The following is a 12,752-nucleotide window of genomic DNA, read 5'->3' as shown; positions in this document are numbered from 1 at the left end:
AATTATGAAGGAGTGAAAGAAATGGAATTACAATTAGCATTAGACCTGGTAAACATTCCTGAAGCAATCGAGTTGGTGAAAGAAGTAGAGGAGCATATCGATGTCGTTGAAATCGGCACTCCTGTTGTTATAAATGAAGGCCTCAAAGCCGTTAAAGAAGTAAAGGAAGCATTCCCTAACCTGAAAGTGCTTGCCGACCTGAAGATCATGGATGCAGCAGGATATGAAGTCATGAAGGCATCTGAAGCTGGCGCAGACATTATCACGATCCTCGGCGCTGCTGAAGACGAGTCCATCAAAGGGGCCGTAGAAGAGGCGAAAAAGCAAGGCAAAAAAATCCTTGTTGATATGATTGCCGTCAAGGACCTCGAAGGGCGCGCAAAAGAACTGGACGAGCTCGGCGTTGACTATATTTGCGTACACACCGGCTATGACCTGCAAGCTGTGGGCCAGAACTCTTTTGAAGATCTAAAAACAATTAAAAGCGTTGTAAAAAATGCCAAAACAGCCATCGCGGGCGGAATCAAGCTTGAGACCCTTCCGGAAGTGGTCAAGGCTCAGCCGGATCTGGTCATCGTAGGCGGAGGCATCACCAGCCAGGACGATAAAAAAGCAGCTGCAAGCAAAATGCAGGAAATCATCAAGCAAGGGTAAGATGATGGATACTATAGAATACCTGAAAAAGATTCTGAACGAGCTGGAACATGCGGCTGAAGCGATTGACCCAGGGCAGGCGGAAGCACTCGCAAGCCAGATACTCGAATCCGGAAAAGTGTTCACAGCAGGCGCCGGCAGGTCAGGATTCATGGCAAAATCCTTTGCCATGAGGCTCATGCATATGGGGGTCGACGCCTATGTCATCGGCGAAACCGTCACGCCGGGCTTCGAGGAGAATGATCTGCTGATCATCGGGTCGGGCTCCGGAGAGACAAAGAGCCTCGTTTCCATGGCTGAAAAAGCCAGGTCGATCGGCGGCAAAATAGCAGCCGCTACGATCGTCCCTGACTCATCCATCGCCAGCCTCGCTGACATCACTGTCAAAATGCCTGGCGCGACAAAGGATCAGAACGAAGGCGGGCTTTCCACCATCCAGCCGATGGGATCACTGTTCGAGCAGTCCCTGCTCCTGCTTTATGATGCCATCATCCTCCGCGTGATGGAGAAAAAAGGCCTTGATTCAGCCAAAATGTTTGGCAGACATGCCAATTTGGAGTAGTATCATATCATTAAAAGGAGTGATCTTATGCAAAGCCTAAAAGGAAAAACAGCTTTAATCACAGGCGCCGGCCGCGGCATCGGCCGTGCAGCGGCTATTGCTTTCGCTAAGGAAGGCATTTCTGTCGGCCTGCTTGGAAGAACTCTTTCCAATCTTGAAAAAGCAGCCGAAGAGCTGAAAGAGTACGACGTAAAAGTCTCTATTGCAGCTGCCGATGTCCAGGACAGCGATTCCGTCAACAAAGCCGTTGAAAAGATAACGTCTGAGCTTGGCCAGATCGATATCCTGATCAATAATGCAGGCATCGCTAAATTCGGCGGCTTCCTGGAGCTTTCCCCGCAGGAGTGGGAAGACATCATTCAGGTAAACCTGATGGGCGTCTACCATGTCACACGTGCGGTCCTGCCTGGAATGATCGAAAGAAAATCCGGCGATATCATCAATATCTCATCAACTGCCGGCCAAAAAGGTGCTCCTGTGACCAGCGCCTACAGTGCTTCCAAGTTTGCCGTCCTCGGCCTGACAGAATCACTGATGCTTGAGGTCAGAAAGCATAATATCCGGGTCAGTGCCCTGACGCCAAGCACTGTGGCGACAGATCTTGCAATTGAAACAAACCTGACTGACGGAAATCCTGAAAAAGTCATGCAGCCTGAAGATTTGGCAGAATACATGGTGGCCCAGCTGAAGCTGAACCCGCGCATTTTTATTAAAAATGCCGGAATGTGGTCGACCAATCCATAAGAATCTTAAGAAGCAGACCACACTGGTCTGCTTTTTTTCTATCTCTCCTTAGTCAGCTCAACCCTTCCGACTGTAAAATAAAATGGGGACGGGAATGGCGGGCGCCTCTTCTTTTTTAAACAGTCCAGGGCGATGTTCATCCAGTTTCTTTCCCTGTGCAGCCCTGTAAAAAATACATAGAGGGTATTCCGGTCAGCTTCCGACTCCCCATAGTGGCCTGAGGGGCTGCCAATGCCATGCTTGTACCAGTCCTCCCCCTCCTCTGCATCCAGGATACAATAAGGATCAGATGACCAGCCGCTGCGCTTTCCGTCCGGCTCAGTTCCCTGCAAAAGCCACAGGCCCTGTTTGGGAAACGGCTTTCGCCCATATAAATTGGTGCTGCGGCATACCAGCATTTCAAACCCTTCCGGTGCTGAAGGGTGAACTGATGCATCATAATAGTTTTCATCCTCTCCAAACAAAGGGAAAGGGCTGCTCCAGCCTGTCAATCCATTGTCACTTTCTGTGTACATGATTGTATAATGCGGATAGCCCTTTTTCCCTGTCTCCCGTCTTGTGGTTACATACCACATCCTCCACTTTCCATCCATGAATCCTGCCTTAGGCTCGAGCACATTCGGGCTGCTGCTCGTCCCCATGATTACCGGGAAGGGTATCCTCCTCCAGCCGCCGGCTGTCCTTTCAATAGCCCCGATAGAGTATGGAGCATCATTGTCGAGGACCTTTTTGGAGGCTCTTCCTGTATAATAAATCAATTCTTTTGTTTCACCATTTTTTCCTTTTCCCTTCACATAGCAGGGAGTATGAAAGCCGAAGTAATCCCAGCTCCCTTTCTCGGAATTCTCAATAAGAGGCTTTGCCTTTTTCGGGTTCTGATTATCCATGGAAAGCTTCCAATTATTGCTGCTGAGCGGTTCCCCATGCGGGAGCGAGGCGGTGAATAGGTTGTTTTTGAAATTTGTCTGAAAGCCGCCGATAAACATCTGCCACCGGCCATCCACTTTTTCTACATGCGGATCCCCAAATCCAAGAACATTGGTGATTTCGCCATACCTCTCAATCTGGTCAAATAGCTTGACCGGCTTTTTCACAATATATTTCATATAGAAGTCACCCCGCCTTTCATCTATGCTATCGTTAATTTATGCTATATATCTTTTCACATACAAAAAAACCGCCCCTCTTGAGGGGCAGCATCCTGTTATAAAATATCCATCCAGGTCTTAATAGCTGTAGCGAAGATCAGGACAGCCAGGATCACTTGCAGCAATTTCGTATTGGCTTTTTTCCCTGCATTCGCCCCAAGAGGAGAGGCCAGCAGGCTTGCCGCAACCATGATCAGGGCTGGAAGATACTCCACCTGTCCGGTCGAAATCTTAGCCGCTGTTGCACCAATGGAAGAAATAAATGTAATGGCGAGGGAAGATGCTATCGTCATCCTTGTTGGTATTTTCAGGACAACAAGCATAATCGGAACAAGCAGGAAGGCTCCGCCGGCGCCGACGATTCCCGCACTGATGCCGACGATGAAGGCAAGTGAAGCAGCAAGCCATTTATTAAAAACGACCTCATCGAGCGGAACATCATCAATCCTCTTCTTCGGAATGAACATCATGACCGCCGCAATCAAGGCAAGTATGCCGTACACAAGGCTGATGCCTGCTTCTGGCAGGAATTTCGAACCGAATCCGCCGATCATGCTTCCGGCAAGGATGCTGATGCCCATATAAAGGATCAGGGACTTATTTAAAAACCCTCCTTTACGATAGGCCCATACACCGCCGATTGTCGCAAATAGCACCTGGACCGCACTGATGCCGGTAACTTCATGCGCAGTGAATGAAGCCAAACCCAAAAGAGCCGGTATATACAGCAGCATAGGAAAATTGATGATCGCACCACCTATGCCGAGCAGCCCGGAAATAAACGATCCAGCAAAGCCAAGCAGGAAAATGACGATGATTAATTCAATGCTCATGGTTCTCATCCTCCCTTTTCAGGAAAAAGCCTGCCGGCTGTGAAAATTCAAACGGCAGGCTTTTTCCTCATAAAAAAACGGCAATTTTCACTTAGATTACTGTCTAGCAGCTGCGCCCCCTCGAGGTCACAAGTCAATCCTCCCAAAAAGGCAAAGAACGCCTTTCTGGGAGGATCGCCTTGAGGCCCCCAGGATGGGGGTCATGCAGACGTTGCCACAGGACGTGGCGTTCTTAGTCTGCGTTCCTTTAGTAGCAAGGCGCTTGCGCTTTTCTAATTACCTGACAGCACAGCGGTTTGGACCTATTTCCATTTCACGCTGCTCTTCTTCATCAGGAGTGATTCTGCCCATATTGGTTTTGCGGATTTCCTGATAGGCATTCGGCTGCGGCGGGAGGTTTTCGGTGACCAGCCTGCGGAATTCTGCCTCATCGCTGATGTTCAGGCCATGGTTTTCTGCAAATAAGGTGCCCAGCTTCTTAGAAACAGAACCATCATCATTCAATTCATCAATGATCATGAAATGGGCCGGCAGAACGAGCAGCTCTTCAGACAGATCGCGGTATCGCTTATACAGTGTCTCACGCAGATCCCCTACCCAGTCGTCTGCCAGGCCGGCCAGATCAGGACGGCCAATGCTGTCGATGAATAAAATATCGCCAGAAAGCAAGTATCGTCCATCAATTACGAAAGATGTTGATCCAATCGTATGGCCAGGAGAGTACAATGCATGGATATCAATAGCAGTTGTGCCGATTTTCACTGTTCTTCCATCTTCAAGGCTGCTGTAATCGAAAGTGACTTCGCCGGCATCCTTTGGCGGCAGCCAGTAGCTAGCGCCAGTCTGCTCAGCAAGCATTCTTCCTCCGGAAATATGGTCGGCATGAAGATGTGTGTCAAACACATGCTTGATCGCTGCGCCTTTTTCGTCAGCAAACCCTCTGTATGCTTCCGTCATCCGGGCTGCATCAATAATGGCCGCTTCCCCGCCGGAAATCGCCATATAAGAAAGACAGCCTTTCCCCAGGCGCACAAATTGGTACAGCTCTCCGCCGTCCTTCAGGTCCCCAACTTTGACCGGTTCAAGATGCTCGCTCCATGCCTTCATTCCGCCCTGCAGATAAGATACATCCAGCCCTTCATCGGAAAGCATCTCAGCTACCATTACAGATGAACCTTCCTTGGCACAGACAACCAGGATATCTTTATCTGCCGGCAGCTTTTCCATAATCTCCCCTACGCCGTCCAAAAGATCGAAATAAGGAATATTCAAATACTGAAAGTGGTCTCCTTCCATTTTCCAATCCGCGAATGCATCATGATTTCGGACATCAAGAATGAACATTTCTTCTTTTTGAATTACTTTTTGCGCAGCTTCTTCAGCAGTCATTGCTTTTACAGTCAACCCAATTACCCCCTACCGTATATTTTAATGTAAAATTTTTTATTGATTCATACTGGCTGATGGTCCGTTCCACTGGCTCATGCCAGGGATCACATTTTTAACATCCTTGAAGCCTTTGGTATCAAGCATCCTTGCAGCAAGATCGCTTCTGCTGCCTGTCCGGCAGACTACATAAACCGGCGCTTCACCGTCCAATTCTCCAGCGCGCTCCTCCAGCTCTCCTAATGGGATGGAGACAGCGCCCGGAATGTGGTGGAAAGCAAATTCTGCAGATTCCCGTACATCCAGCACAATGATATCGCCGTCTTCTCCCACAAGCTTCTCAAGATCTTCATTGCTGACAACATGAGGATGCTTTTTCTCCTGCACCTCTTCGCCGCTTGCTTTGCGCAGATAATGCTTAAGCACGCCTTCCTCTTCAACAGTTCCAAGATACTGATGGCCGGCACTTTCAGCCCAAGCCTTCAAATCTGCTTTTGAACCTTTATCAGTAGCCAGCACCTCCAGTACTTCGCCTGCATTCATGCCCGTAATCATTTTTTTCGTTTTGACAATTGGCATAGGGCATGCAAGCCCTTTTGCGTCAAGAGTGGAATCTGTTTTAATCTGTGTCATCTTTAAACCTCCCAGGGTATATGATTTCCTAAAAAAAATTACTCCGTGCGCCCTTCCCAGGCAAGCATTCCGCCTTCCATATTAACAACCTTGAAGCCATGGGATTCAAGCAGCTGGCACGCCCTTCCGCTGCGGCCTCCTGACCGGCATACAAGGACATATTCTTTATTTTTATCAAGCTCATGCATCCTGAATTCAAGGAGTCCAAGCGGGATATTCACACTATCAGGAATACGGCCCTCTTTTACCTCATCCACTTCCCGGACATCCACAATATTAAGCATCCCTTTTTCCAGCTTGCTTTCTACTTCTTTAGCTGACCATTTCTCCATTGTGTTGCCCTCCTATATAAACAGATTTACATTGCCGTCTTCGGCATCACCAAGATAAGCTGCAACACCAGCATATTCAATATTGTCAAGCAGCTCCTCCTGCTGCAGTCCGAGCAAATCCATCGTCATCGTACAGGCAACCAGTTTTACATCCTGTTCCTGAGCCATCTCGATCAGCTGCGGCAGCGGGAGTGCATTATGCTTTTTCATTACGCCTTTGATCATCTTAGGGCCAAGGCCAGCGAAGTGCATCTTTGAAAGCCCCATTTTATCGGCTCCCCTTGGCATCATCCTGCCGAACATCTTTTCCATGAATCCTTTTTTCACCATAGTATTCTCATCTTTCCGAAGAGCATTCAATCCCCAGAAGGTATGGAAAATGGTAACTTCGTGATCATACGCTGCAGCACCGTTCGCAATGATATAGGCTGCCATTGCTTTATCATAATCTCCGCTAAAAAGGACAATCGTTGTTCTTTTCTTTTCTGACATTCTAATCCCCCTCATCTAATATACTGTACTGGGTATATAACCCTGCAAAAAAATCAGCCTTTTTTAATGTAAAAAGTAAATACGCCTGCTTCTTCCTTCATATCGATCAGTTCATGGCCTGTTGATGAAGCCCATGCTGTCAGATCGCTCTTCGCTCCCTTGTCAGTTGCCAGGACCTCTAATATCTGTCCTGATTCAAGCTCACCGATTGCCTTCTTTGTTTTAACGATCGGCATTGGGCAAGCCAAACCTTTTGCATCTAATACTTTATTGCTGTTCATGAAAAATTCCTCCTTGGATAATTGTTTTATTTTAATACCTAGTGGGGTATATAATATTTCAAAATAAAAAGGATGTCAACCCTATCTGCTTCTCACAAGCAGATTGACTGCTTCCTTTATCATCTCTTCCGGCTCCAAAGTGCCATCTTCATCGGCATCTTTCATGCATTCCACAAGATTTGTGCTCACGATTACGCCGATTGCCCGGTCAATTGCCGACCTTGCAGCAGACAGCTGGGTAATGACATCCTTGCAATCTGCATCTTCTTCAATCATGCGCATAACACCGCGCATCTGCCCTTCGACCCGCTTGATCCGGTTCTTCGTTCCATTATTATATTCCAAAGGATGCCCCCTCCATTCTTTTGTGAACGCCGCTTTGTTCGGCGGCTATGAACCAATAGTATACCCTACTAGGTATTTTGTCAACACTCCAAATCTGAATTTCTGTAATACTGCATAGCAGGCGCTTTAATACTGGTGATAAGGCTTAAGATTGGACGGGAAGTCTGTAATCCTGCCAGCCTTCTTTGCGCTGCAAACTCCCCTGCCTTTTTTTTATCAGCACTGGCATTCATCCTTCCAGCCCTGCTGATCCTGATACCCCCTCGGCTATAAGTTTCTATCTGCTGGCAAAAGGGTAATTTTTCTTTAAAATGCGAAAGGGGGAAAGAGCATGGAGCCGATAAAAATAATACTGCTGCTTTTGGCGGGCTACATTGTTTTGACCATTGATAAAAAGAAAAAGCTGTTCCCAGGTCCGCCTGTATTGGTGCTGATAGGGATCGGCCTGTCTTTTATAGGCTATTTTGCATCGCTTCATATCGGAAAGGAAATTTTGTACGAAATTTTCCTGCCTTCATTATTATTCATTTCAGCATATCGCTTTCCTCCAGCCGCCCTGAAGAAAAATGCAGGCATGATTGGTTTCCTGAGTACAGCAGGCCTTTTGATCACGGCTCTGCTCCTTGGGACTGCCATTTATTATTTTGCCAATCTTTTCGTTAGCATCAGCTTCCTGGGAAGCCTGATGATTGCGGCCATTCTTACACCGACCGATCCGGTTTCCGTCATATCCATCCTAAAAGAGGCATCCTCCGACCCGAGGGTAAGCGAAATCGTGGAAGGTGAGTCCATGATCAATGATGGGACAAGCTTTGTACTGTTCACTGTACTGACAGGGATGTTTGCCAGAGGAGAATCCTTTTCGGTTCTTTCTTTTGCAAAAGACTTTCTCTTTGTATCCCTTGGGGGTATTTTTCTTGGACTAATATGCGGCTGGATCGTCAGCAAGGCCGTCCATGTGACCGAGCGGAAAGATTATCAGGTGATGCTCAGCATCATTCTTTCGTACGGAATCTTCTATGCAGCCGAGCTTGCAGGCGTTTCGGGTGTCCTGGCAACGGTTTCTGCCGGCATCATGCTGTCATGGGAGTTCACTCACACAAATAAGGAAGACCATTACCTGGAGTCGCTCGACAGCTTCTGGGGAATAATCGAGCCAACCATCATATCCCTCGTCTTTCTTATGATCGGAATTGAAGCAACCAGCCATCTGGCCATTGATCAATGGGGCATTGCCTTTGGCATTTTTGCTATGAGCATTCTGATCCGCTTTGCTGTCATCCATGGAACCGTCCTAGCCCTGCCAAAAGAAAGGAAGCTGTTCGGCTGGCGGGAATCGTCCATCATATCATGGGCCGGCATTAAAGGGACCATGTCGGTCGTTCTGCTGCTGATCCTCGATGCAGCACAAACCACCAGGGCGGATATGATCATTTCGCTGACCTTTACAGCGGTCATCTTATCTTTAATTATTCAGAGCTCGACCATTTATCCGCTTTCCAAAGCACTTATAAAAAAATGAAAAAGCTGCCATGATGCAGCTTTTTCCATTGATGAGCATATTTCTTCAGGATGAAAGCTTCTTTTCCCTGCTCCTGCCCTCCAGATCCTTCACCGTTTTGCTTGTTTCCACTTCCTTCTCATCCTTTAACGTCCCAAACAGAGCATCGACAAAAGGGGTTGAGACACCATACCAATAGTTTTCATTTTTAAAATGGTGAAGGATATGCGTCTTTTTCAGCCATATTCCAAATTTGGATTTCGGTTTGATCGGGCGGTGTGCTACATAATGCTTCCATTCATAGATCAGCAGCATGAGCACGAGGCCGAGGCTGAATGATACCGTATCAGGAAGCGAACCAGTAAGGAAGAAAAAGATGAGGGCAAGGACCGATAAGTTCGGCAGGCTGTACCAGACCGGCAGAAACAGCAGCTTTAAATCATTGGGATATTTGTGGTGGTCATAGTGAATGCGCTTTAAAAAAGTCAGAAACAGAGCATTCTTTGGCGGATTAAGATGGAACAGGAAGCGGTGTGTGAGATATTCACTGAACATAAATGTAAGCATTCCCCCTGCTGTAAAAGCAAGGAGCTGCCAGCCAGCACCGAGTACTGCTATATACCAAATGAGCCCGGCTGCAAAGAGGCCTGACATGATGATGATATCAGGATGGAAAAAGAAATCCTTATAAATGCCTTTGCTTTTCAATTGCTTCACACTCCTGTCTAATATGTCCAATATATTCTTGGAGATATTATATGTCAATATTTTCTGAATATTTATCAGGCAATGATAAAAGCCTGGATAGAGTCTATCCAGGCTTTCGCTTTTTAATCCGCTTTACTCAGCCACTTCCACATTTCCTGCGGAGTGGCATTTTTGCCGTGCATTAAAATGCCAACCTTAAATATCTTCCCGGCCGCCTTCATCAGTAAAGCAATACTGGCCAGGAGGATGATTGCTGAAAGAAGGATTTCTCCCCATGGCCATTCCTCCATGACGGAAAGCCTCATGATCCATATCCCCGGGGCTGTGAAGGGGATAAAAGAGCCCGCGATTGCAATCACTCCTTCAGGATCGGAAAAGACCGGCTTGATTAATAAAAGCGGTGCAAAAGGAAGCATCAGTATAAAGCCCTGAAAATTGCTGGCAGAGTTTACATCTTCCACGGTTGCACCCATCCCTGCAAAAACTGCGGCAAACAGCAGATAGCCAAGGATCGCAAACAGCATAAGGACCAACGTTTCCGGGGCTGCGAGATACTGGATCAGCGGGACATCGAGCCTCCATGATGCGGCCGGGATGACGAACAGAAGCCAGACGGCCACCTGAATGATGCCAAGAGTAAAATAACCGATGATTTTCCCCTGCATCAGTTCACCGGATGTCAGAGAAGACAGCATAATTTCAGCTATTTTATCTTTCTTTTCCTGTGACGTACTCTGGAAGATCATCATTCCCGAGATTACAACCGAAAACAGGACAACACCCGCAGTGATTCCCGGGATCAGCTGACCATACATATCCTCTCCAGCGCCCGTCTCCTTCGCATCAACCGCTGCAAAACTGATATCCTGTGAGACTGCTGCCATCTCCTCTTCATCAAGTGCCAGCTGGCTCAGCTGAAAGGCGCGCAAGGGTTGCTCCAGCAGCATCGCCTGCGGCAGAACATCATCCGGTACTCCTTCACTCATATAAATCGGGAAACGTCCAGCATCAAGTCCGTTCTTTGTCAGTGGAATAAAGATCGTATTCTCAGCAGCTTCAAGCTTATTTAAAATTTCACTTTCAGAGGCATTCGTCAGCTCGACTTCCCAATCAAGCCCTGCCATGATTCCTTCTGTGCCATTCCAGATACCCAGTTCGTCCTTTATTATTACATTAACCGGCTCGGGCTCGCTTTGGAAACGGTCCATCATGGCTGGCAATATGGAAAAAAACAGGAAGCTTAACGGAGTCAGCAAAAGCGAAATGACAAAGGATTTATTTTTCAAATTCCGTTTTATCTCCCATTTGGCTACCTTTAAGCTATTGCGCAATTCTATGACCTTCTTTCTGTACAGGATGCTTTTCCGATGCAATGTCTATGAATATTTCATGCAGGGAAACACGGTCGATGGACAGCTCGTGGACATCCAGCTCCTCAGGCAGCTGCTTCAGCCACCTGGCTGGATGAACATGGCTGTCGAGATAAAGGACTGACATATCGCCTTTTTGCTCCACCCTCTGCACATGGGGGATTTTCTCCAGCATTGCCGCTCCATTTGCCCCGCGGATCGTGCATTTATAGTTCGCATACTCTTTTTTCACTTCTTCCACCGTTCCAGCAAGGACCTTGTGCCCTTTATGGATCATAAATAACCGGTCGCACATTTCCTCCACCATATTCATCTGATGCGAGGAAAGCAGAATCGCCGTCCCTTTATCCGCAAGCTCCCTGATTTCCTTTTTGAAGACCTCCTGGCTGACTGGATCAAGCCCGGAAAAAGGCTCATCAAGGATGAGAAGGCGGGGCTCATGAAGGACAGAGGCGATAAACTGGATTTTCTGCCCCATCCCTTTGGATAATTCCTCCAGCTTGGCCTTCTCCTTACCTTCCATATTGAACTTAGCCAAATACTCAAGAATCCGCTCTTTTGCCTTTTTCAATGGGTAGTCCTTTAACTCCGCAAGATAGAGCAGCATATCCATCACCTTGACATTTTTATAAAGGCCCCTTTCTTCAGGCAGGTAGCCGATCAGGTGGCGGGGAATTCTTTTTCCTGAAGAATGTCCGTGAAACGTGATATCTCCTTCATCCGGCAGAATGATGCCCATGATGCTGCGGATCGAGGTGGATTTGCCGGCGCCATTCGGTCCAAGGATAGCCATGATCTCACCCTCATGCACCGAAAAAGAAATATCCTTCAGCACCTGCTTTTCTTTATATGATTTGCCGATTCCTTCAACAGAAAGTACCTTCCCGGTCACTCTCTCCACCCCTTTTCCTGTTTTGGCTGCTGAAGCATGATGGTCAGCGCTTCCTCAAGCTCCGGCACCTCTTCCTCCAAAATCGAAATGCCAGCTTTATTAAAATAACGTTCTGCTTCCAAGGCTGCCGAGGTTATGACCATCCGATCCCCCTGGCGTGATACTTCCCCCGGTATGCTTGAATCCGGCAGCTGGCCCACCCAATACTTTTTAAACTTGAGGGCCAATTCATCTTTTTCAAAATGGCCAGTGATTTCTCCATCCTTCATAAAAAGGATATAATCGGCCAGTTTGCGGATATCCTCTGCCTGATGGGTCGCAATGATCATCGTCTTATCTCCCCGCTCCATCCACTTAGCAAGCACTTCCATTAAAAGATGCTTTGCAGGTATATCCATGGAGGCAGACGGTTCATCCAGAAGAAGAATCTCTGTATCCCTGGGCAGGGTCAATGCAAGATTAAGCTTCTGCTGGACGCCTTGGGAAAGCTTTCCGTAAGGCTTATCAAGGGGAACCGAAAATAGGTTTACAATCTCGTCGAACAGCTGCTTATCCCAGGAAGGATACCATCGCGAAACAAGTGAATACAGCTCATATCCGGTAAGCGTGCTGACGCCGTTCAGTGTCTGGGGCTGATAAGCGATGGTCTGCTTCCATGACTCTCCCTCTGAAATCGATTGTCCGTTTATCAGGATATCTCCCTTGTCTCTCTTGGCAAGATTCATCATTAATTTTAATAGGGTGCTTTTTCCTGATGAGTTATTGCCGATCAATGCTGTGATGGTCCCTGGCTCAAAGCTTGCATTCAAAGGGCCCAGTTTGAAGCCGTCTATATTTTTTTCAAGTCCGGTGATTTCTATTGGCAGCATGC

The 12,752-nt window shown here is 47.4% G+C and carries 16 protein-coding genes; 4 read left to right on the top strand and 12 right to left on the bottom strand.

All coding sequences use genetic code 11. The features are described from left to right. Positions 1–21: 21 nt before the first annotated feature. From hxlA to Q9R36_RS17485, 3 genes are read left to right on the top strand one after another with little or no spacing between them, the layout of a single operon-like run. Complete coding sequence (hxlA, locus tag Q9R36_RS17495) at positions 22–654, top strand: 3-hexulose-6-phosphate synthase (RefSeq protein WP_009793119.1); 633 nt, start codon at positions 22–24, stop codon at positions 652–654. A gap of 4 nt (positions 655–658) precedes the next feature. After that, a complete protein-coding gene (gene hxlB, locus Q9R36_RS17490) occupies positions 659–1,216 on the top strand; it encodes a 6-phospho-3-hexuloisomerase (protein ID WP_035402189.1) in 558 nt (185 codons plus the stop codon). Positions 1,217–1,243: 27 nt separating this feature from the next. After that, a complete protein-coding gene (locus Q9R36_RS17485; RefSeq protein WP_311225636.1) occupies positions 1,244–1,960 on the top strand; it encodes a 3-ketoacyl-ACP reductase in 717 nt (238 codons plus the stop codon). A 38-nt stretch (positions 1,961–1,998) separates the two neighbouring features. Here the strand turns inward: Q9R36_RS17485 and Q9R36_RS17480 are convergent, their stop codons facing one another. The 8 genes from Q9R36_RS17480 to Q9R36_RS17445 all read right to left on the bottom strand — a co-directional run bounded on the left by Q9R36_RS17480 (position 1,999) and on the right by Q9R36_RS17445 (position 7,410). Then, the gene (locus Q9R36_RS17480) at positions 1,999–3,066 is read right to left on the bottom strand and encodes a hypothetical protein (protein ID WP_311225635.1); all 1,068 of its coding nucleotides are present in this window, start codon (positions 3,064–3,066) and stop codon (positions 1,999–2,001) included. A 98-nt stretch (positions 3,067–3,164) separates the two neighbouring features. Next, positions 3,165–3,941 (bottom strand): sulfite exporter TauE/SafE family protein, encoded by a 777-nt coding sequence (locus Q9R36_RS17475; protein ID WP_311225634.1) that lies wholly within the window; start codon positions 3,939–3,941, stop codon positions 3,165–3,167. A 276-nt stretch (positions 3,942–4,217) separates the two neighbouring features. Further along, positions 4,218–5,330 (bottom strand): MBL fold metallo-hydrolase, encoded by a 1,113-nt coding sequence (locus tag Q9R36_RS17470; protein WP_374703159.1) that lies wholly within the window; start codon positions 5,328–5,330, stop codon positions 4,218–4,220. Positions 5,331–5,384: 54 nt separating this feature from the next. Continuing rightward, complete coding sequence (locus Q9R36_RS17465) at positions 5,385–5,960, bottom strand: sulfurtransferase TusA family protein (protein WP_311225633.1); 576 nt, start codon at positions 5,958–5,960, stop codon at positions 5,385–5,387. A gap of 38 nt (positions 5,961–5,998) precedes the next feature. After that, positions 5,999–6,292, bottom strand: coding sequence for a rhodanese-like domain-containing protein (locus Q9R36_RS17460; RefSeq protein ID WP_009793112.1), 294 nt, complete (start codon positions 6,290–6,292; stop codon positions 5,999–6,001). A gap of 12 nt (positions 6,293–6,304) precedes the next feature. Then, positions 6,305–6,784 (bottom strand): DsrE/DsrF/DrsH-like family protein, encoded by a 480-nt coding sequence (locus tag Q9R36_RS17455; RefSeq protein ID WP_009793111.1) that lies wholly within the window; start codon positions 6,782–6,784, stop codon positions 6,305–6,307. 53 nt (positions 6,785–6,837) lie between these two features. Next, positions 6,838–7,065: a sulfurtransferase TusA family protein gene (locus tag Q9R36_RS17450; RefSeq protein ID WP_009793110.1), complete on the bottom strand. Its 228-nt coding sequence runs from the start codon at positions 7,063–7,065 to the stop codon at positions 6,838–6,840. A gap of 81 nt (positions 7,066–7,146) precedes the next feature. Then, the gene (locus Q9R36_RS17445) at positions 7,147–7,410 is read right to left on the bottom strand and encodes a metal-sensitive transcriptional regulator (protein ID WP_009793109.1); all 264 of its coding nucleotides are present in this window, start codon (positions 7,408–7,410) and stop codon (positions 7,147–7,149) included. A gap of 331 nt (positions 7,411–7,741) precedes the next feature. Here Q9R36_RS17445 and Q9R36_RS17440 point away from each other — a divergent pair, with 331 nt between their 5' ends. Continuing rightward, a complete protein-coding gene (locus tag Q9R36_RS17440; protein WP_311225632.1) occupies positions 7,742–8,932 on the top strand; it encodes a cation:proton antiporter in 1,191 nt (396 codons plus the stop codon). Between the two features lie 45 nt (positions 8,933–8,977). Here Q9R36_RS17440 and Q9R36_RS17435 read toward each other — a convergent pair whose 3' ends face one another. The 4 genes from Q9R36_RS17435 to Q9R36_RS17420 all read right to left on the bottom strand — a co-directional run bounded on the left by Q9R36_RS17435 (position 8,978) and on the right by Q9R36_RS17420 (position 12,750). Then, positions 8,978–9,565 carry a sterol desaturase family protein gene (locus tag Q9R36_RS17435; RefSeq protein ID WP_156917063.1) on the bottom strand — a complete coding sequence of 196 codons (588 nt, stop codon included), beginning with the start codon at positions 9,563–9,565 and terminating at the stop codon, positions 8,978–8,980. Between the two features lie 176 nt (positions 9,566–9,741). After that, entirely contained in the window at positions 9,742–10,905 is a 1,164-nt protein-coding gene (locus Q9R36_RS17430; protein WP_311225631.1) for an ABC transporter permease, read from the bottom strand. Positions 10,906–10,939: 34 nt separating this feature from the next. Then, a complete protein-coding gene (locus Q9R36_RS17425; protein ID WP_311225630.1) occupies positions 10,940–11,881 on the bottom strand; it encodes an ABC transporter ATP-binding protein in 942 nt (313 codons plus the stop codon). Then, positions 11,878–12,750, bottom strand: coding sequence for an ATP-binding cassette domain-containing protein (locus Q9R36_RS17420; protein ID WP_311225629.1), 873 nt, complete (start codon positions 12,748–12,750; stop codon positions 11,878–11,880). The genes Q9R36_RS17425 and Q9R36_RS17420 overlap by 4 nt, the downstream gene beginning before the upstream one ends. Positions 12,751–12,752 lie beyond the last annotated feature (2 nt).

This window comes from Bacillus sp. AG4(2022) (assembly GCF_031844465.1).
In the GTDB taxonomy this organism is placed as follows: Bacteria; Bacillota; Bacilli; order Bacillales; family Cytobacillaceae; genus Bacillus_AB; species Bacillus_AB infantis.
Note: the sequence above shows the minus strand (reverse complement) of the source record. Positions and strands in the feature narration are given on the sequence as shown.

Bases quoted from the DNA above. Each gene is read 5' to 3' on its own strand.
- hxlA (WP_009793119.1), top strand. From the start codon at position 22: ATGGAATTACAATTAGCATTAGACCTGGTAAACATTCCTGAAGCAATC.
- hxlB (WP_035402189.1), top strand. From the start codon at position 659: ATGGATACTATAGAATACCTGAAAAAGATTCTGAACGAGCTGGAACAT.
- Q9R36_RS17485 (WP_311225636.1), top strand. From the start codon at position 1,244: ATGCAAAGCCTAAAAGGAAAAACAGCTTTAATCACAGGCGCCGGCCGC.
- Q9R36_RS17480 (WP_311225635.1), bottom strand. From the start codon at position 3,066: ATGAAATATATTGTGAAAAAGCCGGTCAAGCTATTTGACCAGATTGAG.
- Q9R36_RS17475 (WP_311225634.1), bottom strand. From the start codon at position 3,941: ATGAGCATTGAATTAATCATCGTCATTTTCCTGCTTGGCTTTGCTGGA.
- Q9R36_RS17470 (WP_374703159.1), bottom strand. From the start codon at position 5,330: ATGACTGCTGAAGAAGCTGCGCAAAAAGTAATTCAAAAAGAAGAAATG.
- Q9R36_RS17465 (WP_311225633.1), bottom strand. From the start codon at position 5,960: ATGACACAGATTAAAACAGATTCCACTCTTGACGCAAAAGGGCTTGCA.
- Q9R36_RS17460 (WP_009793112.1), bottom strand. From the start codon at position 6,292: ATGGAGAAATGGTCAGCTAAAGAAGTAGAAAGCAAGCTGGAAAAAGGG.
- Q9R36_RS17455 (WP_009793111.1), bottom strand. From the start codon at position 6,784: ATGTCAGAAAAGAAAAGAACAACGATTGTCCTTTTTAGCGGAGATTAT.
- Q9R36_RS17450 (WP_009793110.1), bottom strand. From the start codon at position 7,065: ATGAACAGCAATAAAGTATTAGATGCAAAAGGTTTGGCTTGCCCAATG.
- Q9R36_RS17440 (WP_311225632.1), top strand. From the start codon at position 7,742: ATGGAGCCGATAAAAATAATACTGCTGCTTTTGGCGGGCTACATTGTT.
- Q9R36_RS17435 (WP_156917063.1), bottom strand. From the start codon at position 9,565: ATGTCAGGCCTCTTTGCAGCCGGGCTCATTTGGTATATAGCAGTACTC.
- Q9R36_RS17420 (WP_311225629.1), bottom strand. From the start codon at position 12,750: ATGCTGCCAATAGAAATCACCGGACTTGAAAAAAATATAGACGGCTTC.